Source organism: Olsenella kribbiana (assembly GCF_036408795.1).
Taxonomy (GTDB): Bacteria; Actinomycetota; Coriobacteriia; order Coriobacteriales; family Atopobiaceae; genus Olsenella_L; species Olsenella_L kribbiana.
This window is the reverse complement of sequence record NZ_JAZGJP010000003.1, coordinates 37,250-57,729: the sequence shown is the minus strand read 5'-3', so window position 1 is coordinate 57,729 and position 20,480 is coordinate 37,250. Positions and strand designations below refer to the sequence as shown.

At 59.9% G+C, this 20,480-nt stretch carries 15 protein-coding genes; 8 read left to right on the top strand and 7 right to left on the bottom strand.

All coding sequences use genetic code 11. The features are described 5' to 3' along the window. Positions 1-80 precede the first annotated feature (80 nt). From VXJ24_RS03120 to VXJ24_RS03105, 4 genes are read right to left on the bottom strand one after another with little or no spacing between them, the layout of a single operon-like run. On the bottom strand, positions 81-1,571 hold the full coding sequence (locus tag VXJ24_RS03120) for an FGGY family carbohydrate kinase (protein WP_330971463.1): 1,491 nt from the start codon (positions 1,569-1,571) through the stop codon (positions 81-83). 2 nt (positions 1,572-1,573) lie between these two features. Further along, complete coding sequence (locus VXJ24_RS03115; protein WP_330971462.1) at positions 1,574-2,521, bottom strand: transketolase family protein; 948 nt, start codon at positions 2,519-2,521, stop codon at positions 1,574-1,576. Continuing rightward, the gene (locus tag VXJ24_RS03110; RefSeq protein ID WP_330971461.1) at positions 2,514-3,347 is read right to left on the bottom strand and encodes a transketolase; all 834 of its coding nucleotides are present in this window, start codon (positions 3,345-3,347) and stop codon (positions 2,514-2,516) included. Before VXJ24_RS03110 ends, VXJ24_RS03115 begins: the two co-directional genes overlap by 8 nt. Before the next feature lie 2 nt (positions 3,348-3,349). Next, complete coding sequence (locus tag VXJ24_RS03105) at positions 3,350-4,765, bottom strand: L-fucose/L-arabinose isomerase family protein (RefSeq protein WP_330971460.1); 1,416 nt, start codon at positions 4,763-4,765, stop codon at positions 3,350-3,352. A 153-nt stretch (positions 4,766-4,918) separates the two neighbouring features. On the opposite strand from VXJ24_RS03105, the gene VXJ24_RS03100 reads away from it, so the two are divergent. The 4 genes from VXJ24_RS03100 (at position 4,919) to VXJ24_RS03085 (ending at position 10,681) form a co-directional block, all read left to right on the top strand. Further along, on the top strand, positions 4,919-5,959 hold the full coding sequence (locus VXJ24_RS03100) for a LacI family DNA-binding transcriptional regulator (protein ID WP_330971459.1): 1,041 nt from the start codon (positions 4,919-4,921) through the stop codon (positions 5,957-5,959). A 200-nt stretch (positions 5,960-6,159) separates the two neighbouring features. Then, on the top strand, positions 6,160-7,608 hold the full coding sequence (locus tag VXJ24_RS03095) for a PTS transporter subunit EIIC (RefSeq protein ID WP_330971458.1): 1,449 nt from the start codon (positions 6,160-6,162) through the stop codon (positions 7,606-7,608). Between the two features lie 77 nt (positions 7,609-7,685). Further along, the gene (locus tag VXJ24_RS03090) at positions 7,686-9,401 is read left to right on the top strand and encodes a glycoside hydrolase family 140 protein (protein ID WP_330971457.1); all 1,716 of its coding nucleotides are present in this window, start codon (positions 7,686-7,688) and stop codon (positions 9,399-9,401) included. Next, on the top strand, positions 9,398-10,681 hold the full coding sequence (locus tag VXJ24_RS03085; RefSeq protein WP_330971456.1) for a glycoside hydrolase family 140 protein: 1,284 nt from the start codon (positions 9,398-9,400) through the stop codon (positions 10,679-10,681). The genes VXJ24_RS03090 and VXJ24_RS03085 overlap by 4 nt, the downstream gene beginning before the upstream one ends. A gap of 84 nt (positions 10,682-10,765) precedes the next feature. Here the strand turns inward: VXJ24_RS03085 and VXJ24_RS03080 are convergent, their stop codons facing one another. Then, entirely contained in the window at positions 10,766-11,542 is a 777-nt protein-coding gene (locus VXJ24_RS03080; protein ID WP_330971455.1) for a class I SAM-dependent methyltransferase, read from the bottom strand. 166 nt (positions 11,543-11,708) lie between these two features. Between VXJ24_RS03080 and VXJ24_RS03075 the strand changes: the two genes are divergently transcribed. Continuing rightward, the gene (locus VXJ24_RS03075; RefSeq protein ID WP_330971454.1) at positions 11,709-12,719 is read left to right on the top strand and encodes a LacI family DNA-binding transcriptional regulator; all 1,011 of its coding nucleotides are present in this window, start codon (positions 11,709-11,711) and stop codon (positions 12,717-12,719) included. A gap of 121 nt (positions 12,720-12,840) precedes the next feature. Further along, positions 12,841-15,345: a phosphoketolase gene (locus VXJ24_RS03070; protein ID WP_330971453.1), complete on the top strand. Its 2,505-nt coding sequence runs from the start codon at positions 12,841-12,843 to the stop codon at positions 15,343-15,345. Between the two features lie 77 nt (positions 15,346-15,422). Here VXJ24_RS03070 and VXJ24_RS03065 read toward each other — a convergent pair whose 3' ends face one another. Then, complete coding sequence (locus tag VXJ24_RS03065) at positions 15,423-15,980, bottom strand: helix-turn-helix transcriptional regulator (protein ID WP_330971452.1); 558 nt, start codon at positions 15,978-15,980, stop codon at positions 15,423-15,425. Next, a complete protein-coding gene (locus VXJ24_RS03060; protein ID WP_330971451.1) occupies positions 15,977-16,441 on the bottom strand; it encodes an AraC family ligand binding domain-containing protein in 465 nt (154 codons plus the stop codon). Before VXJ24_RS03060 ends, VXJ24_RS03065 begins: the two co-directional genes overlap by 4 nt. A 318-nt stretch (positions 16,442-16,759) precedes the next feature. Between VXJ24_RS03060 and VXJ24_RS03055 the strand changes: the two genes are divergently transcribed. Both VXJ24_RS03055 and bglX read left to right on the top strand, forming a co-directional pair. Continuing rightward, a complete protein-coding gene (locus VXJ24_RS03055; protein WP_330971450.1) occupies positions 16,760-18,136 on the top strand; it encodes a PTS transporter subunit EIIC in 1,377 nt (458 codons plus the stop codon). After that, positions 18,024-20,471: a beta-glucosidase BglX gene (bglX, locus tag VXJ24_RS03050; RefSeq protein WP_330971449.1), complete on the top strand. Its 2,448-nt coding sequence runs from the start codon at positions 18,024-18,026 to the stop codon at positions 20,469-20,471. The genes VXJ24_RS03055 and bglX overlap by 113 nt, the downstream gene beginning before the upstream one ends. The last annotated feature ends 9 nt before the right edge of the window (positions 20,472-20,480 follow it).

Sequence of the window (20,480 nt, the reverse complement as noted above, 5' to 3'; positions counted from 1 at the left end):
CATATCCCCTTTCTTGTGCAGCAGGGGCCAGCATCTGCTGCCCTGCAATGTCTTTCCGTTGCTTGTTCTACCCAGATATGTCAGCTGTGGCAGCGGACCTGTCGAAGGGCAGCCTGCCAGCCTGAGCGCTTGCTCTGGCGCATCTCTTCTGCCATCTCGGGCGTATAGGTCTCATGTCCATAGCGCTCGTGGATCACATTTTCTGTCCAGAGGCCAGCTCCTCTGCCTGCTGCAAAGGCGGCTCCTGCGGCAGAGAGTTCGGCGAGCTTCGAGACCTCGACCGATGCCTTTGCCATGTCTGCCTGGAACTGCATGAGGTAGGCATTCTTCGTGACGCCGCCATCTGCTCTCAGGGTTGTGAGAGCAAGGTCGGTATCGGCCCTCAAGGCATCGAGCACATCTGCTATCTGGTAGGGAATGCACTCGGCGCAGGCCTTTGCGATCTCTGCCCTGCCGGTGAGTGTTGTGACGCCGGTGAGCATGCCCGTGGCGGCACTGTCCCACCAGGGAGCACCGAGACCGGTGAAGGCAGGCACGAAGTAGCTCCTGTCGTTCGGGTTTGCCTCATGGATGAGCCCTTCGAGCTCGTCCGGGCTCTCGATCAGATGGACCCGGTCCTTCAGCCAGGAGACGACAGCACCGGTGTAGTTGAGGTTTCCTTCGAGCACGTAGGAGAGCCTGCCTTCGAGGTTCCAGGCAATGCTCGAGACAAGGCCATGGGTGCTCCGGATGGGAGCATCTCCTGCCATGAGCATGACGGAAGAGCCGGTGCCATAGGTCGCCTTGACTTCTCCCGGCTTGAGGCAGTCCTGGGCAGCAAGCGCTGCCTGGGAGTCACCGAGCATTGCATGGAGAGGCACAGGAGCTGCAAGCGCGCCATTGAAGTCAGAGACACCGAAGAGGGCATCGGACGCAAGGACTTGAGGCAGGGAAGAGCGGGGGATGCCGAAAAGGGCGAGAAGGTCCTCGTCCCATGAGGCGTCCCTGAGGTTCAGAAGCTGGGTCCTGCAGGCATTTGATGGCTCTGTCACGAAGGGATGGCCTTCGCAGAGGCTGTAGGCCAGCCAGGAGTCGATTGTGCCGAAGCAGAGCGTGCCTGTCTTTGCAGCCTCTTGGACTTCCGGCACGTTCTGGAGCATCCAGGACATCTTGGCGGCAGAGAAGTAGGGAGAGAGTGCAAGACCCGAGCGATCCTGCACAAGCTCTTCTGTACCAGGATGTGTCGTCTTGAGCTCGTCGCAGAGTGCTGCAGCACGGCCGCACTGCCAGACGATGGCACGTCCCAGAGGCTTGCCGGTGGTCCTGTTCCAGGCAAGGCAGGTCTCGCGCTGGTTCGAGATGCCGAAGGCGGCGATGTCTTCCGCGTGGGCACCGGACTCCTGCATCAGCGTTTCGACGCAGGAGCAGACGTTCCCCAAGATCTCTTCCGCATCATGCTCGACCCAGCCCTGCTCGTTCACATACTGCGTGTGGGGCAGGGAGGTCTTTGCCAGAAGGGAGCCATCCTCTTGGAAGAGGAGCGCCTTCGTGCCCTGTGTGGACTGGTCTATTGCAAGGATGAGCTTTCCCATCGCTACTGTTCAGCCTTTCCGAGAAGCTTCTCTGCAGATGCTGCAATGCCTTCTGCATCGAGGCCGTAGTAGCTGAAGACCTCCTTCGAGGTGCCGGTGACGACCGGGGCATCAGGAAGCGAGAGGTTCTCGACGAGTCGCGGGCAGTTGGAAGCGACCGTCTGGGCGACGCGGGCGCCGAGGCCTCCATACGGAGAGTGCTCCTCGACCGTGAGGACAGCCTTTGCGTTGCGGGCAGCCTTCACGACAGCCTCTTCATCGAGCGGCTTCACGCAGTACATGTCAAGGACGGTGGCAGAGATGCCCTTGGCCTCAAGCAGCGCTGCAGCATCGAGTGCTGGACGGACGAGCTCGCCTGTGGCGACGATTGCGATGTCGGTGCCCTCCTTGAGCCAGGTTGCCTTGTCCATCTCGAAGGGGCAGGAGTCCTCGGCGTAGATATCCTCGACGGCGTTTCTGCCGACACGCACATAGGCAGGCTTTTCGTCCTTCAGAAGGGCACGGATGAGCTTGGCGGTCTGGAAGCGGTCGCTCGGGAGATAGACGCGCATGTTCGGAATGGCGGACATGGCTGCGATATCCTGGGCGGAGTGGTGGGACATGCCCAAGGCACCATAGGAGATGCCGCCGGAGATGCCAATGAGCTTCACGTTCGTGTCGGAGTAGGCGCAGTCGACCTTTGCCTGCTCATAGGAACGGGTCGTGAGGAAGCTTGCCGGGCTTGCTGCAAACGGCTTCTTGCCGCAGGAGGCGAGGCCGGCAGCAATGCCGACGAGGTCCTGCTCGGCGATGCCGACCTCGATGGCCTGCTCAGGATACTTGTCGAAGAAGGGCGTCAAGGAGGCAGAGCCCCTCGAGTCGGAACAGAGGACGCAGACGTCCTTGTCAGTGGCGGCAGCCTCCATCAGCACATCGCAGATGGCCTGCTTGTTCGCAATCTTGTTAGGCATGGCACTCCTCCTTGTGTGCTGCGAAATCTGCGGTGATCTGGGCGTACTCTTCTGCATTCGGCAGGTGGTGGTGCCAGGATGCCTTGTTCTCCATGACAGGGGAGCCGAAGCCCTTTGTTGTGTTGGCAATGATGACGGTAGGCTTGCCCTTCGTCTCTTCGGCAAGCGAGAAGGCAGCATCGAGCGCACGGATGTCATTGCCCGGAATCGAGAGGACGTTCCAGCCGAAGGCGGCCCAGCGCTCTTCCTGGGAGTCCTGCTTCATAACGTCTTCAGTGGAGCCAGAGATCTGGAGACGGTTCCTGTCCACGAGGGCACAGAGGTTGTCGAGCTCGAAGTTGCCGCCCGACATGGCACCTTCCCAGACAGAGCCTTCTGCAAGCTCGCCGTCGCCCATGAAGACATAGGTGCGGTACTTCCTGCCATCCATCTTCGCGGCAAGCGCCATGCCCACAGCGACGGGCAGGCCGTGTCCCAGGGAGCCGGAGTTCATCTCGATGCCGCAAAGCTTGTTGTTCGGGTGTCCGATGTAGGGGCTCTTGAACTTCGAGAAGCGTGCCTTCACATCGTCGAGGTCGAGGAAGCCTTCGTGGCAGAGCACGGCGTAGTAGGCCTCCATAGCATGTCCCTTGGAGAGGACGAAGCGGTCACGGTCGGGGTCATCCACCGTCTCCGGCGTGATCCTCAGATGGTTCTCGTAGAGGACCATCAAGGCATCGATTACGGACATGTCGCCTCCGATATGTCCGCCGCCTCCCGCCATGATGATGTCGACGCAATCCTGACGCAGGTCCCAGCGCAGGCTTTCGAGCTCGTGGATCTCCATCCTTACTCTCCCCTCAGATAGGCCTTGATGTCATCTTCGATCGGGTCATACAGATCCGGCGTGATGCCCAGATACTTGCAGGCTTCATAGAGCACGGGCACGACGTCGTCGTGGATGCCGGCACAGTGGTGGATGTAGGGTCCCTCCACGATCTTTGCCTCGAGGCGCTTGATGTTCTGTACACGGACCCAGAGGTAGGTGCCCATGCCCTTGGGGCCATCGATGCCCTCTGCCGTGCCCAGCAGCATCGAGTACTGGCCGTTGTCCCCATCGAAGCGGGCCAGCGTGACCGTGCCGTGCTTTGCCTCTGCCGTAAGGGCGCCATTGTGGTCGAAGGCAAGAGGCGTCGTGATGAGCGGCTTTCTCTGTGCCACGGAGCAGGGCCACGGCCCGCAGTGCTGCAGGAGCTCTCCGTTGGGATCGTCCGGGTGGCGGATGGTCCAGTCGGCAAAGAAGGAGCGCTTGCGCCCCATGTCAGCGGCTTCGACCATGAGGGAGGTGATCGCGCCATGGACGTCCGTCTCGCACGTGATGGGCGTGCCCTCCTCGTTGAGTATCGAGTTCGCGGCGCAGGGCATCACATGGAGCTCATGCTGGAGCTCGTTCCAGCACTGGATGCAGCCGGCTGTGCAGTGGTACTTCTGGAGCATGCGGCGCATCGTCACCGCCATGGCAGCAATGGTCCGCACCTGCTCGTCTGAGCAGTTCTTCTCGAAGTGCTCGGAGATCCAGGCAAGCTGCTTCTCCACATCGGAGGTCCCGTCGCCCTTGTCCTCTGCAAGTGCTGCCTTCACGCCGCGGGTGAGCTCGGGCAGGGGCACCGGCACGCACTCGATGCCAAAGCGCTCGAGGAGCTCGCCCTCGTTGCACATCGTGGAATAGAACTCGTAGGGACGCGGCCCTATCTGGAGGATCCTGGCGGAGCGGAACTTCTTCACGACATTGCAGACAGCAATGAAGTCGCGCAGTCCCCGTTCGAAGACAGGATCGTCCACCCTGCAGTTCGTCATGTAGGTGAAGGGCACCTGGAAGCGGCGCAGCATCTTGCCGGTCGCAAAGAGTCCGCACTGGGTGTCGCGCAGGCGGGTGCCGTCAGCCTCGGGGCGCTCATCGAGCGGTCCCCACAGAAGGACGGGCTTGCCGAGATCTTTGGCAAGGCGTGCACAGATGAACTCGGTGCCGAAGTTGCAGTGGGGGAGGAACAGGCCGTCGACCCCTGCATCCTGGAACTTCTTCAGGACCTTGAGGCGGTCGTCCTCGTCGTAGAGCAGGCCCTCCTCGTTGATATCGTCGATATCGACAAACTCCACGCCGAGCTCACGCAGCTTGTCGGCGATGATCTTGCGGTACTTCCGTGCATCGGGCGCGCTGAAGATGCTCCTGCGCGTCGGTGCATAGCCAAGAACGATCTTGTCCATGAGGCTCCTCTCCTCTGTCTCCGCATCCGCCATTCAGCGGATTGGAAGGGCAGGTTTCTTTTCCTGGGATAGAGGATATGGATGGACTCAGCTATACTTAACGAGTAGGCGCAATTACTAAATATTTAGCTCTAAACAGGTTGAGGAGAGCATATGGCGGGAAGGGTCACGGCACGCGATGTTGCAAAGGCAGCAGGAGTCTCTCCAGCAACGGTCTCGCTCGTGTTCCGGGATCGCCCTGGCGTCGGTGCAGAGACAAGGGACCGTGTGCGCAAGGTGGCAGAAGAGCTCGGCTTCGAATATGACATGCCGTCCACACCCCGCAAGACCAGTACGATTCTTCTTGTCATCTACAAGCAGCATGGCCGCGTCGTCTCAGATACCCCCTTCTTCGAGTCCCTCATCAAGGGCGTTTCCGATATGACCTACAAGCTCGGATACCACCGGCTCTCCGTCTCCTACTTCTATTCGCAGGAGAACAAGGCAGAACAGATGGGCAGCCTGCGCTCCATCAAGTGTGCCGGCATCGTGCTTCTGGCCACGGAGATGCGGGCAACCGATGTGGCACCGTTCGAGCATCTGGGCGTGCCCATCGTCCTTCTGGACAACTGGTTCCCGACGAAGAATCTCGACTCCGTCGTGATCGACAACTCCCGTGGTGCCTGGACGGCTGTGCGCTACCTCAGGAACATGGGGCATACCGATATCGGCTATCTCCATTCCCGTACAGAGATCAGGAACTTCCTCGAGCGCAAGGAAGGCTACATTCAGGCCATGCGCTACTTCAATACTTCCGATATAGATCCCCGCCACACAATCATCGAGGTCGGCTCCACGATGGAGAGCGCCTATGAGGATATGAACCGCTATCTTGACGGGAATCCGTATCTGCCGACTGCCTACTTTGCAGACAACGACCTCATTGCGATGAGCTGCATCCGTGCGCTCAAGGATCACGGGCTCCGGGTGCCGGAGGATATCTCTGTGATTGGCTTCGACGACGTATCTACTGCCGCTATAGCCGATCCGCCTCTCACGACCATGGCCGTGCCGAAGACGAATATGGGTGCCATTGCCGTGAGAAGGCTTGTGGAGCATGTGAAGGGCGAGACAGCGGGCGAGGTCGTGCGCATCTCCGTCCTGCCGGAGATCGTCCAGCGCCAGTCCGTGGCGAAGCCCGACGAGAATGCCTGAGGAAATTGCTTTCTCAGCCACAATATCTATGCGCTGTCAAGCGAAAATGCTAAATAGGGCTAAATTGCTGTAAACATGCTACTAAATCCTCGAATACATCAAGACCTGTTCTTCCTTCTGTAATCTTCAGGTCAGCAGATTTGCAGTTTCGGACATCCAGGCAAGGGGGCCTGGACCGGAGTAGCAAGAAGGGGGATTCAATGGCAGTCGACAACCAGAAGATTGCGGAGGGCGTCCTTGCCAACGTCGGAGGCGCTGGGAACATCGCCTCGGCGACGCATTGCATGACAAGGCTGCGCCTGACCTTCAAGGACAAGTCGAAGGTCGATGGGGATGCAATCAAGGCCATCACGGGCGTTCTGGGCATCAACTGGGCAGGAGAGCAGCTCCAGGTCATCATCGGACAGAATGTGCCGAAGGTCTATGATGCGGTGCTTGCAAAGGGTGTGAAAGGTGAAGGTGTCATCGACGAGAATCTCGACGCCGACCTTCCGAAGGAGAAGCTGACGGCAAAGGCTGTCGGGAGCAAGATCTTGGACTATCTCTCTGGCTCCATGGTGCCGATGATTCCGCTCCTTATGGGCGGCGGCCTCTTCCGCACCATTGCGGCAATCCTTGGTCCGACGATGCTCGGCGTGCTCTCTGCAGACGATCCGACCTATATCTTCCTCTATACGACGCTCTATGAAGCCTCGTTCTACTTCATGCCGATCTACCTCGGCTATTCCGCAGCAAAGAAGCTGAAGGCGTCCGAGGTCTTGGGCATGCTCTGCGGCGGCATCCTGATCGCCCCGACCATCATCGCTGCTGCGACGGGCAAGACGGCTATCAGCGTCTATGGCTTCCAGATTGTGCCAGGCAACTATGCTCAGTCTGTGCTCCCGATCATCCTGACGATTCCCGTCATGGCGCAGATCGAGAAGTTCATGAAGAAGCATGTGCCCGATGTGCTCTCCACGATGTTCGCTCCTTGGTTCACGATGATTGTCACGATCCCCATCGAGCTCATCATCCTTGCGCCTCTTGGCAACCTCATCGGTACCGGCATCGCAAACGCGCTCTTCGGCCTCGCAGATGTGGGTGGCATCGGTGTCCTCATTGTTATGGCCGTCCTCGGCGCCTTCTGGCAGCTCTTCGTTATTGCCGGCATGCACATGCCTGTCATCCTGCTTGCCCAGGTCCAGATCATCGCAATGGGCTACGATCCCTTCGTCTTCGTCTCCACGAACTGCGCTATGACCGCTGTCTGGGGCTGTGCTATCGGTGCCTTCCTCCGCATCCGCAACAAGGAGGAAAAGGGCATGATCGGTGGCTATATCGCCTCTGCTTTCCTTGGCGGCGTGACGGAGCCGACGCTCTTCGGCGTGCTTCTTCGCTGGCGTCGCACCATGCTTGGCATGTTCATCGGCGGCTCCATCGGCGCTGTGTTCTCTGGCATCACCGGCGTCACGTACTACCTTGCTGGCGGCGCCTCCAACTTCCTCGTAATCACGAACTACCTGCAGGGTGGCACCTCGAACGTAATCTTTGCTGCTCTTGGCATGGCAATCGCCTGCGCCATCTCTGCAGTCGTGACCTACACGATGGGCTTCACGAAGGAAGAGCTTGCTGCGCTTGACAAGGAGACGAGCTCTCCGGTCGAGGCATAGGAATTCTCTCAAGTCTATGAGATGGAGCGGCTGGGTCGAGACGCCTGGCCGCCCCCTTTTCTGGAAGGAGGCGTTTCATGGATACGGAGATCCGGGAAGCTGCGTCTGAGAAATCAGAGACATGGCGGGAGGTCGTGCTCCGCTTCGAGAGCGCCTGCCCCTTCCGCGATCCTGTGAGGGACTGCTGCATCGTGGCGGACTTCGCAGGGACAGATGGCATGCATATCAGCCGGGAGGCCTTCTGGGATGGCGGTGCGCGCTATTGCGTGAGCTTTGCGGCGCCAAAGGCAGGAACCTGGACCTGGACGCTCTCTGCACCTCCTGAAAGCGGGCTTGATGGGAAGTCTGGCACGATCGAGGTCCGTCCCTACGCAGGCTCCCTTCCGCTCTTCCGGCATGGCTTTGTGCGCTGCGCACAGGCGGGAGAGCTCTATGAGGGAGAGCCGCTCGCGCGGAACATGTTCGTCCATGCAGACGGGACGCCCTTCTTCTGGCTCGGCGATACGCATTGGGAGTTCGCTGCAGGAGAGAGTTGGGAGAGCTCGAACCATCCGGGCATGGCAAGCCAGTTCAGAGGCATGGCAGAGAAGCGGGCAACCCAGGGGTTCACGGTCTACCAGACGAATCTCAGAAGCGACTTTGCAGACCATAGCCGCTTCTGGCTCACGAGGCCGGATGCAGAGCATCCCATTCCCAACCCTGCCATCTTTGCAGAAGAGATCGACCGCCGCATGCACTTCATTGCAGACCTCGGCCTCGTGAATGCACTCGGCTTTGCCTGGGGAAGCAGCATGGAGAGCGGAGGTGATGCCTTCGGCGCGGCGACGAGTCTAGCTGAGCAGAAGACGCTTGCCCGCTACTGTGTGGCCCGCTATGGGGCATTGCCTCTTGTCTGGACCATTGCAGGCGAAGCCTCCGGCTACAATCCTGCCCGCCATGACTTCCTGGTCTCTGCCTGGAGCGAGGTGGCAAAGATGGTTGCTGAGCTCGATGCCTACCATCATCCTGTGACCGTGCATTCCGTGAACGAGCGGCCGTTCTCTGATGCCTTCTACGATAAGGACTGGTACAGCTTCACGCTCAACCAGGCAGGACATGGAGACTTCGTCGTCGCCGAGCGCGACTATCGGGAATTCATGGCAAAGCATGCAGGCAAGCCTTTCGTCGAAGGGGAGGCGCTCTACGAGGGATGCTCCTCGCTCGAGGAGAATGGACCGCGCAGGATCGATGCCTCGATGCTTCGCCGTGTCGCCTATATGGTCATGCAGCTTGGCGGTGCTGGCTATACGTATGGCGCCCAGGGCATCTGGGACAATGTCTGGACGAAGGAAGACCTTGAGAAGAGCGCTGCAGGACGCATGCTGGCGGCCGTCTTCAACCGCTACGGCGTCACCTGGGCCGAGGCAATCGATTTCCCCGGTGCCGAGCAGATGGGCATCATGCGCCGCTTCTTCGAGGAGCAGAAGTGGTGGACGCTCGAGCCTTATGGGACAGGCGGGAGCGCTCTCCTCGGCAGGAAGACCCCTCTTGCTGCAAAGACAGAGGATGGCTGCCATGTCGTGGCATACTATGCGGCAACGACGAGGCGCCCCCTCGAGGTGTGCGGCCTCAAGGATGGATCCTGGCTGCTCCGCTGGTTCGATCCGGCTGAGGGCACTTATAGCGGAGAAGAGGTCCGCCAGATTTCCGGAGGCAGGATGCGCCTGCCGGACAAGCCGACGATGGATGACTGGGTGCTGGTGCTCAGCAGGGTGGACAGCAGGAACTTGATAGGGAAGGGACAGAAGAGATGAGCAGGATAGAGATCGAAGGCATGCATCTCGTACGCGACGGGAAGCCGTTCTTCTGGCTGGCAGATACGATCTGGACAGCATTCACGAGCCCGACGGACGACGAGTGGATCGAGTATCTCGACCAGCGTGCAGCCGAGGGCTTCAATGTGCTCCAGATCAATGCGCTTCCGCAGTGGGACCGCTCGAGCGTGGCAAATCCCCGCTATCCCTATGCGACAGCAGATGGCGGCGTGACATTCGACTTCGCGCAGGAAGTGCCTGAGTACTGGGAGCATGCAAGGTGGCAGCTGAGAGAGGCTGTAAAGCGCGGATTCACACCGGCGCTTGTGGTCCAGTGGTGCAACTATGTGCCGAACACCTGGGCTTCGAACATGGCTCCCCAGAACATCATTCCGGAAGAGCTTGTCGAGCCGGTCGTGAGCAAGATCTGCTCCTCCTTCAATGAATTCGACCCCATCTACATCATCTCCGGCGATACGGACTTCGACCATAAGGAGACCATCGAGCGCTATATGCGCGTGACGGACCTCGTGGAAAGGTACGCACCGTATGCTCACAGGTGCTATCACATCAAAGGCCGCTATGACGGGCTGCCGGAGTGCCTGGCAGAGCGGGCCGATATCTATCTCTACCAGTCGGGCCACAACATCTCGGCACAGGCGGGCGCCTATACGCTGGCTCGGAGTTTCGCGGCACGTCCCAACAAGCGCCCCATCATCAATTCGGAGCCCTGCTATGAGCAGATGGGCTACTCGCATATGCTCTATGGACGCTTCCGCCAGGAGGACTGCCGCCGTGCGCTCTGGCTGTCCCTTCTGGGTGGCGCCTCTGCAGGCGTAACGTATGGTGCTCATGGTGTGTGGAACTGGCAGGGGAAGAAGGGAGGGACCGGCCTCTTTGAAGGCGAAGGGTTCCTGAAGGCGCTGCCGCATGAGGCGGGCCTGCAGTTTCCGGGAGCCCGCGACTTCGGGTTTGTACGCACGCTTGTCGAGCGCATGGGGCTCTTCGAGCTTGTGCCAGCGCAGGAGGTGCTCGCAACACATGCAGACGATGTCTTCGCCTCGAAGACATCTGACGGCTCGAAGCTTCTTGTCTATGTTCCGTACAATGCGGACATCCGCCTTGCAGGCGACTTCTCCTCTTCCCATGCCCGTGCCATCGATCTTGCGGCGCGCAGCGTCGTGCCGCTTGAGATGAGGTTCGATGCAGAGAAGGGGACGACGCTTCTTTCTCAGGGTACCTGGCTTGAGGATGCAGCGCTCGTGCTCGATCTGGCGTAAATGCCGAAGGCTTTCTATCGGTTGGCAATGGAGCCGCTTCCCACCGTGGCGAGCGGCTCCATTGCGCTTGGGGATATCAGGCCATCAGCGTGTGCCGACGATGAGGAGCCAGGCCTGGTCGAACCAGATGTCTCCCTCGCTATTCCTGTATGGCGCAAAGCCGGTCTTCCTGCCGCCTCTGAGCTCATCTTTCATGAGGCGCTCTATCTCTGCCTGTGTGGCCTGCGGCGTATGCGTGAGATCCATCCAGCCCGAGAGCGCATGGGGGAGGTGGCTTATCCGCTCTTCCTGGATATGCAGGCCACTCTCATGGAAGAAGCGCTCGAGCTCTTCCTGGCTGAAGCAGCGCTCATGAGACGGGTCGCGCATCTTCTCTATGGAATCGCGGACGTCACGGAGTGGTTCAGGCGCGCTGAGCATGTCTGCGACGACGAGCTTGCCGTCTGGTGCAAGCACACGCTCCATCTCATGGAAGACATCTCCTGCATCCACAAGGTGATGGAACGAGAGGCGTGTCACGACGATGTCGAATGTTCCGTCAGGGTAGGGCAGCTCCTCGGCGAGGCCTTCTTGGAACTCCATGTTTGTGAGGTCTGCCTTCGCAGCAAGCCGCTTCCCTTCGGCGAGCATGGCAGGTGTCGCATCGATGCAGGTGACATGGCTGACGTATGGCGCCAGGGAGCGGCCCATGAGGCAGGTGCCAGAACAGACTTCGAGCACCCGGTCTTTGGCAGAAGGAGCAATCGCTCTGCGTGCCCTGTCGAGCCATTCAGCGCTCGAGAGCCCTGCTTCAGCACGCTCGAAGCCTGCTGCCTGGAGGGAGAACGACGTCTGGACAGAATCGATGTTTGCTGGCTGCATGATGCACCTTTCTCGCGGTATGGCATGAGATTAGCGCAGGGGGCCTGCCAGGTCTTGCAAAGAATGGCCGCAAAGCAGCATGCTTTCGCCAGAGGCGGAAGGCATATCGGGGGGATGACTCCCGCCATGTGTGGTACAAAGAGCAAAGGAGCGGGAAGGGGAGAGCATGGGCAAGGTGACGCTCAAGGACATTGCACGCGAGGTCGGTGTCTCGCCTTCGACGGTGTCGCTCGTTCTGAACGGCAGGTATGTCCGTGTCTCCGATGCAAAGCGCCAGGCTATCCTCGACTGTGCGCGGCAGAAGCACTATGTACCGAACCAGATTGCCCGAAGCCTCGTCTCCCAGCGCTCCGACACCCTTGCCCTCATCATCCCCAATATCGAGAGCCGCTTCTTCAGTTCGCTCGCGAAGCATCTGGAGCAGCGCTGCCGGAAGGAAGGGTATGCCCTCCTGATTGCAAATTCGGACGATGTGCCGGAAAACGATGCAGAGCTCGTGCGCCTGTTCGTGAACCGCGGCGTTGACGGGATCTTCCTTGTGGCTGCAGGAGGCCTTGCACCCGATCCGTCACTTGCAGAGATGCTCTCGTCCCTTCCTGTCCCATACCAGATGGTCGACCGCGTAATCGAGGGTGTCCAAGGCGATTCTGTGAGCTTCGACAATGTGCTCGGTGGCTATCTGGCGACGAAGCATCTTCTGGAACATGGGCACCGACGGATTGCCTGCGTCGCGAACCTGCAGGAAGGCACCGGCAGGAAGCGTGTGCAAGGCTATGAGAAGGCGCTCGCAGAGGCAAGCATAGCGCCGGATGCTTCGCTCGTGCTCCAGAGCCGCTACTACATCCCTGATGCCTACCACGTAGGGGATGCACTGATTGCGACAGGGGCGACGGCGGTCGTTGCCACCTCCGACAACATTGCCTTGGGGCTCCTCAAGCGCCTCTATGAGCGCAAGCTCCACGTTCCAGAGGATCTTTCCATCGTGAGCTACGACAACTCGACGGCAGATTCTCTCTTCGAGCCTGCCCTTACCTCCATAGAGCAGAATGTGAGCGAACTTTCGGACGCTGCCCTTTCCCTCATGCTCGGACGTCTCAGAGGCACGCTTCCGCCAGAGCCGAAGGCCTGCCTCCTCGCTCCGAAGCTCGTCCTGAAGGACTCGGTCAGAGCGCTCTGAGGACATTTTCCTGCATCGAACTAAATCTTTTGGTAAATCGTATTTTCATATGGTGATAAAACGTTTTATCACCTATATTGCCTTCTTGGAAAGCAAGCAAGGGAGAGAAGGAGTGTCACATATGGCTCAGCCTGTCTTGGGTACGCCCTGGAAGAAGCTCAATCGCGCCGTCACGGACGAGGAGGTCGCCTGGCTCGACCGCTACTGGAGATGCGCGAACTACCTGTCTGTCGGCCAGATATATCTGCGTTCCAATCCGCTCATGAGGGCAGATTTCAAGAACGAGGATGGTCCTGACGGATTCACGCGCGAGGATGTGAAGCACCGCCTCGTGGGACATTGGGGAACGACGCCGGGACTCAACTTCCTGTATGCCCATGTGAACCGCCTCATCCATGACCACAATCAGAACACGCTCTTCCTCATGGGCCCGGGCCACGGTGGACCGGCGGGCACTTCGCAGAGCCTGCTCGATGGCACGTACCGCGAGATCCGCCCGGATATCACGGACAATGAGGCAGGCCTCCAGAAGTTCTTCCGCCAGTTTTCCTATCCTGGCGGCATCCCTTCGCACTACGCACCTGAGACCCCCGGCTCCATCCACGAGGGAGGAGAGCTCGGCTATGTGCTCTCCCATGCGTATGGCGCCGTGCTCGACAACCCGAGCATGCTTGCCGTGGCAGTCGTCGGCGACGGCGAGGCCGAGACCGGCCCTCTTGCCACGAGCTGGCAGACGAACAAGTTCATGGACCCGCTGACGGACGGCATCGTCCTTCCGATCCTTCACCTCAATGGCTACAAGATCGCGAATCCGACGATCCTGGCACGCATCTCTGACGGCGAGCGCGAAGAGTTCTTCCGCGGCATGGGCTACCATCCCTACAGCTTCGTCGCCGGCTTCGATGAGGAGGACCACGAGTCCATCCACAGGCGCTTCGCAGCGCTTCTGGAGGCGGTCTTCGATGAGATCTGCGACATCAAGGAGCGTGCAGCTGCAGGCGAGAGCTCGCGTCCGTTCTACCCGATGATCATCTTCCGCACCCCGAAGGGCTGGACGTGCCCGAAGACGATCGACGGGAAAAAGACGGAAGGTTCCTGGCGTGCACACCAGGTGCCGCTGGCCTCTGCCCGCGATACCGAGGCACACTTCCAGGTCCTGAAGGGCTGGCTCGAGTCCTACGAGCCGGAGGGCCTCTTCACGCCGGAAGGCTCCATCCGCCCCGAGGTCACAGAGTTCATGCCGGAAGGCGAGCTCAGGATCGGCGCGAACCCCAATGCCAACGGCGGCGTCATCAGGAAGCCGCTTGTCCTGCCTTCGGCAGAGGACTACGCCTTCGACGTGGACAAGGAAGGCCACGGTGCCGGCGCTACCGAGTCGACCCGCGTGCTGGGCGAGTACACAGCCGAGCTCATCAACAGCAATCGTGACCGCTTCCGCATCTTCGGTCCGGACGAGACGGCCTCGAACCGCCTGCAACCGAGCTATCAGGTGACGGACAAGCAGTGGTTCAACGGCGAGCTCAACGACGATCCGGCAAACGACGAGCACCTCGCTCCTGTCGGCAATGTTATCGAGCAGCTCTCCGAGCACCAGTGCGAGGGGCTCCTCGAGGGCTACCTCCTGACTGGCCGCCACGGCCTCTGGTCTTCCTACGAGTCCTTCGTGCACATCGTCGACTCCATGGTGAACCAGCACGCCAAGTGGCTTGAGGCAACGGTGCGCCACATCCCCTGGAGAAAGCCGATTTCCGGCCTCAACATGCTCCTTTCGAGCCATGTGTGGCGCCAGGATCACAACGGCTTCTCGCACCAGGATCCGGGCTTTGTGGATGTACTGCTCAACAAGTGCTGGAACAATGACCATGTGGTGAACATCTACTATCCGGCAGATGCGAACATGCTGCTTGCCGTGGCTGAGCGCTGCTACCAGTCCACGAACTGCATCAATGGCATCTTTGCGGGCAAGCAGCCTGAGGCAACGTGGCTTTCGCTCGAAGATGCCAGAGCGGAGCTTCAGAGGGGCGCTGCCGAGTGGAAGTGGGCCTCTACCGCCAAGCCAGGCGAGGAGCCTGACATCGTCCTGGGCTGCTGCGGAGATGTACCGACGCAGGAGACGCTTGCGGCAACCGAGCTCCTCGATGCGCTCGGCGTGAAGGTCCGCGTCGTGAACGTCGTCGAGCTTCTGAAGATTCAGAACAGGCAGGAGAACGACGAGGCGCTCACGGATGAGGAGTTTGCAGAGCTCTTCACGACGGACAGGCCGGTGCTCTTTGCCTTCCATGCCTATCCTGACACGATCCATCGCCTCATCTGGCACCGCCCGAACCACGATGGGTTCCACGTGCATGGCTACGAGGAGCATGGCTCCACGACGACGCCCTACGATATGCTCCGTCTGAACCATATGGACCGCTGGGCGCTTGCAGCCGATGCGCTCAGGATCCTGGATGCCGAGAAGTGGACAGACCAGATTGCGGAGTGGGAGAAGTTCCGCGAGGATGCCTTCCAGTTTGCCGTGGACAAGGGCTACGATCACCCTGCCTTCACCGACTGGGTGTGGCACGATGCAAAGGATGCAGGTGCCGCACTCTCTGCCACGAAGGCAACCGGCGGAGACAACGAGTAGGATTCCTGCGCGTTCTATTCCGACAACACAGAATGTACCGGGCGCTGCTGTTCCTTCTGCGGACAGCAGCGCTCCTTTCATCTCGGCATATTCTCTGGCTGCCTGCCTATATGGTGCTGCTCCCGCCACGCTCCGGGAGAGCAGCCGAACTCCTCCTGGAACTTCTTGTAGAAGAACGTGACATTGCTGTAGCCGACCTGCTCTGCCACCTCGGTCACGGAATAGAGCTGGAGCGAGAGCAGGCGTGCTGCCTCGGACATGCGCTGGCGCATGACAAGCCGCTGGAAGCTCGAACCGGTCTGCTTCTTGAGGAGGCGGGAGAGGTAGGCGGGACTGAGGCCGAGCTCGGAAGCTGTCTCTTCGAGTGTGATGTCTCGATAGCGCTCTTCGATGAGCCTGAGCGCTGGCAGGACAGATGCCTGATGCGGGCTCTCAAGGCTGGCAGACGATCTCCCATCGCGGCAGAGACGGATGAGCTCGAGCATGATGAGCTGAAAGACATGGGACAGGCGCTCATCCTGGTCAGATATCCCTTCCATAGAGTCGCAGCAGAAGCCTTCGACGAGGGCTCTGAGCTGCCAGGAATCCTCTGAAGCAAAGTGGATGTAGGAATCCTTGCGGGCTGACAGGCTCATGGTGTTCGCAGGAAGTCGGAGACGATGCTCTGGCTGGTCGGCAGCTGGCCTACGAGGGAGGGTATGGTCTCGGGACCGAAGAACAGGTTCAGGAGGATCTGGTCCTCGCCGAGCAGCGGCACCTTGTGGCGGGTGTTCTGGTCGACAAGGAGTGCCTGGCCTTCGTTGAGCTCGATCGGTGTGCCGTTCAGATGCTGTACGCATGAGCCTGCGTACATGTATTCGAGCTCCACCCAGTCATGGACATGCTCGGGATAGTCGAGGAAGCGGCTGTGCTTCTTGAAGAGGTAGCGATTTCCGCCTGTCAGGATCTTGGCCTGGAGCGGGACGCGCATCATGCCATCATCGAGCCCGCCAACCTCTTCTCGCCTCTTTTCGATATATGCCTCATCATGCGCAAGATAGCGCTCTTCGCTGGCCGTATGCTTCCTGAGCCATCGGTCAAGCTCGTCCGGATCCATGGAGATACAGGCCTTCCCACGATGTCTGATTTGGTCAATGCACCCTGTCGCTTCTGCCATTGTCTCACAGACAGAGAATCCGTATCTTTGACGATGCCAGATGAAAAGCCATGGGGATATGAGCTTTGCTGACAGATGTTCTGACAGAGATTCCCCTAGCACAAATCGGAAGTACCAGCAAATAAGAATGCTCAACCGCACTAAATCGCTTTAGGCAAACTACTAAATCACGGGATTGCAGCAGTGCTGCCGCAAAGGCGCAATCATTGAGCCGTTCCGGGCGCAGGAGAACTGCGCCAGAAAGAAGAAGGGGAGAACATGGCAAGGAATTGGGGAGAGCTCGCTTCCAGCATTATCGAGCTCGTCGGCGGCAAGGAGAACATCAAGTCCTATACGCACTGCATCACGCGCCTGCGCTTCCGCCTGAAGGATGAAGCGAAAGCAGACGACAAGAAGATCGGCCAGCTCGAGGGCGTCATCCAGGTCATGCATGCCCAGGGCCAGTACCAGGTCGTGATCGGCACGCATGTCACGGATGTCTACGACGAGGTCGTGAAGATCCTGCCAGACCTTGCGGGTGGCGAGGTCGAGGCTGACGACGAAGGAGAGAAGGGCAACATCGTCGGCAGGCTCCTCGATATCATCACCGGCATCTTCACGCCGTTTTTGCCGGCCTTCACGGCAGCAGGCCTCCTGAAGGCTCTTGCCGTCATGTGCACCTCTTTCGGCTGGCTCGACTCCACGAGTTCGACCTATGTGATCCTGAACTGCCTCGGCGACGGCCTCTTCCAGTTCCTGCCAATCTTCTTGGCCTATACGGCCGGCAAGAAGTTCGGCTGCAACCAGTGGATCACGATGGCAGTGGCTGCCTTCCTCGTGCATCCGTCCATGGTCGCGCTCAACACGACATTCCCGGACGGCGCCATGTTCTTCGGCATCCCGGTGCAGCTGCCGGACTCCGGCTATCTCCAGTCCGTCATCCCCATCATCCTTGCAGCCTACCTCCAGTCCTGGATCGAGAAGCCGCTCAAGAAGATGCCCGAGACGCTTGGCGGTCTCTTCGGCGGCATGATTGAGCTCATCCTCACGGGCCTCGTGACACTCTTCGTCGTTGGTCCCGTCGCCAATGTCATCTCCGCAGCCATCGCCTCCGGCCTCATCTGGCTCCTCGGCACCGTGCCTGCGCTTGCCGGCCTCCTCATCGGCGGCCTGTGGCCTGTCCTCATCATCTTCGGCATGCACTGGGCCTTCATCCCTGTCATCATCAACAACATTGCCACGCTCGGCTACGACATCATCCTTCCGATCACGGTCGGCACGAACTTCGCCGTCGGCGCCTGCTGCCTTGCCATCTTCCTGAAGACGAAGAACGACACCGTCAAGGAGACCTCGCTCAACTGCCTCGCCTCCGCCTGGCTCGGCGGCATCACCGAGCCTGCCATCTACGGCCTGCTGCTCAAATACAAGCGCCCCTTCGTCGTGATGGCCATCTCCTGCGGCGTGTGTGGTGCCTTCGCAGCCGGCTTCGGCATGCACCAGGCAGCCCTCATCACGACGTCCATGATCACGCTGCCGGCCGTCTATGCGATGTGCGGCCTGCCCGAGATTATCGCTATCGTCATTGCAATCGTCATCTCCTTCGCAGGCACCTTCACCGCTGGCTACAGCGACAAGATGCTCCTCGAGACGGAGTAGCGCTCACCCCCTGCAGCTGAAACCCTATGGACTGCCCGCATGCAGATGCAGGCAGTCCATAGGCATATCTTCTGCAATCGGCACTCGGAGAGAAAGGTGCGCAATGAAGGAAGCAGAGCTCCGCTCCCTCATGGAAGCGATGACAATAGATGAGAAGATAGGGCAGCTCGTCCAGCTCTCAGGCGAGTGCTTCGGCACAGGCGATATCGCGACGGGGCCAGCTGCGAAGATCGGCGTGACAGAAGAGGACATCTGGCGCTCGGGTTCTGTCCTGAACGTTATGGGCGCCGATGAGGTGCATAGCATCCAGGACGCATATATGGCAAAGAGCCGCCTCCATATCCCCCTTCTTTTCATGGCGGATGTCGTCTATGGCTACAAGACGTGCTTCCCGGCACCGATCGGCCTTGGCTGCACGTTCGATCCTGCGCGCATCGAGGAAGCCTATTCTCTCATTGCAGACGAAGCGCAGACAGACGGGTGCATGGTGACATTCAGCCCGGCTGCGGATGTCGTGCGCGATGCCCGCTGGGGTCGCGTCATGGAGATGCCGGGCGGGGAGGATCCGTATCTCGGCTCTGCCATGGCAGAGGCGATGGTCAGGGGCTTCCAGAAGAGGCTGCCCGAAGGGCGTGGCCTTGCGTCCTGCGTGAAGCACTTTGCAGGCTATGGGGCTGCCGAGGGCGGACGCGAATACAATACGGTCGATATGAGCGAGAGGCGCTTACGCCAGGAGTACCTGCCGCCCTATCGTGCGGCGGTGGATGCCGGAGCGAAGATGGTCATGACTTCCTTCAATACGGTGGACGGTGTGCCGGCAACAGCGAACCGCTGGCTCATGCACGATGTATTGCGTGAAGAGTGGGGCTTTGCTGGCCCTCTGATCACGGACTACGCTGCCATCCTCGAGCTCATGAACCACGGTGTCGCGGCAGACAAGGATGAAGCCTCCGAGCTTGCCCTGAAGGCTACCGTCGATATCGATATGAAGACCGACTGCTATGCGCACAGCCTGAAGAGGCTTCTTGCCGAAGGCCGTATCTCAGAGGACGAGATTGACCGTGCCTGCTGGCGTGTCCTTTCCCTCAAGAACGAGCTCGGCCTTTTCGAGGATCCGTATCGCGGCTGTTCCGAAGCCGCAGCGGAAGAGAGCCTCTATAAGCCGGAGGCCCTCGACGCGGCCAGGGCATGTGCTGAAGAGTCGCTCGTCCTTCTCAAGAATGCCAGCATGGAAGACGGAAAGCCGGTTCTGCCACTGGCACAGGGCCAGAAGATTGCGCTCGTTGGTCCCTATGCTGACTCCCGTGACATCATTGGCATGTGGGCAATACATGCCGGCAAGGGTCCCGTAAAGACGGTCCGCGAGGCACTTGCCGAACGCCTGGGCGAGGGGCAGGTGCTCTATGCAAAGGGCACAGACATCCTTGTCGGCGAGGAGCTTCAGGAGCTTGGAGAGTTTGCGCGCTTTGCCGGTCTCGGCACTGAGCCTGGTCCCCAGGAGCCCCTCATCGAAGAGGCGCTTCACGTTTGCGCCGAGGCCGCTATCTGCATCCTCTGCCTCGGCGAGCATGCTCTGCAGTCGGGAGAGGCGGGGGCGCGTACGAAGCTCCGCCTGCCGGCACAGCAGATGGAACTCCTGAGACGTGTGCATGCGCTCGGAAAGCCTGTCGTCTGCATCATCTTCTCGGGACGCCCTCTGGTGCTTACCGATGTGGAGCCTCTCTCGGATTCCGTAATCGAGGCCTGGTGGCCCGGCACCATGGGCGGCGAAGCGCTTGCCGCTGTCCTTCTGGGAGAGACAGAGCCAACAGGGCGGCTCACGATGAGCATGCCGTATGCAGAGGGGCAGGAGCCGCTCTACTACTGCCAGTATCCGACGGGACGTCCTGCAGGAAAGAACCACTCAGGCCGCTTCGTCACAGGATATCTCGATGCACCGATAGGAGGCCTCCATCCCTTCGGCTATGGACTCGGCTACCACACGAGCGTGCTCTCGGAGCCCGTGCTCGACCGTGCCGTCCTGCATCCTGGCGAGAAGCTCGCTGTCTCTGTGACGCTTGAGAACAAAGGGCCGATTGCTGGCACCGATGTGGTCCAGCTCTACTTCCATGACTGCGTGGCCTCTGTCACCCGTCCGGTCAAGCAGCTTTGCGGCTTCCGGCGTGTCCACACGGAGCCGGGAGAGACCGTGGAGATGCGCTTCGAGATTGCTGAGGAGATGCTCCGGTTCTGGAGGCGGGATATGACCTACGGGTCGGAGCCGGGGAGGTTCGAGGTCTTCTGCGGTCTCAGCAGCGCAGAGACCAGGTGTGCAGAGTTCATTCTCGAGGCATAAGGAGCAGGC

Coding starts and splice junctions, on each gene's coding strand:
- VXJ24_RS03105 (WP_330971460.1), bottom strand. CDS start 4,765: ATGGACAAGATCGTTCTTGGCTATGCACCGACGCGCAGGAGCATCTTC.
- VXJ24_RS03065 (WP_330971452.1), bottom strand. CDS start 15,980: ATGAGCCTGTCAGCCCGCAAGGATTCCTACATCCACTTTGCTTCAGAG.
- VXJ24_RS03085 (WP_330971456.1), top strand. CDS start 9,398: ATGAGCAGGATAGAGATCGAAGGCATGCATCTCGTACGCGACGGGAAG.
- VXJ24_RS03055 (WP_330971450.1), top strand. CDS start 16,760: ATGGCAAGGAATTGGGGAGAGCTCGCTTCCAGCATTATCGAGCTCGTC.
- VXJ24_RS03075 (WP_330971454.1), top strand. CDS start 11,709: ATGGGCAAGGTGACGCTCAAGGACATTGCACGCGAGGTCGGTGTCTCG.
- VXJ24_RS03080 (WP_330971455.1), bottom strand. CDS start 11,542: ATGCAGCCAGCAAACATCGATTCTGTCCAGACGTCGTTCTCCCTCCAG.
- VXJ24_RS03120 (WP_330971463.1), bottom strand. CDS start 1,571: ATGGGAAAGCTCATCCTTGCAATAGACCAGTCCACACAGGGCACGAAG.
- VXJ24_RS03095 (WP_330971458.1), top strand. CDS start 6,160: ATGGCAGTCGACAACCAGAAGATTGCGGAGGGCGTCCTTGCCAACGTC.
- bglX (WP_330971449.1), top strand. CDS start 18,024: ATGCGATGTGCGGCCTGCCCGAGATTATCGCTATCGTCATTGCAATCG.
- VXJ24_RS03115 (WP_330971462.1), bottom strand. CDS start 2,521: ATGCCTAACAAGATTGCGAACAAGCAGGCCATCTGCGATGTGCTGATG.
- VXJ24_RS03090 (WP_330971457.1), top strand. CDS start 7,686: ATGGATACGGAGATCCGGGAAGCTGCGTCTGAGAAATCAGAGACATGG.
- VXJ24_RS03070 (WP_330971453.1), top strand. CDS start 12,841: ATGGCTCAGCCTGTCTTGGGTACGCCCTGGAAGAAGCTCAATCGCGCC.
- VXJ24_RS03060 (WP_330971451.1), bottom strand. CDS start 16,441: ATGGATCCGGACGAGCTTGACCGATGGCTCAGGAAGCATACGGCCAGC.
- VXJ24_RS03110 (WP_330971461.1), bottom strand. CDS start 3,347: ATGGAGATCCACGAGCTCGAAAGCCTGCGCTGGGACCTGCGTCAGGAT.
- VXJ24_RS03100 (WP_330971459.1), top strand. CDS start 4,919: ATGGCGGGAAGGGTCACGGCACGCGATGTTGCAAAGGCAGCAGGAGTC.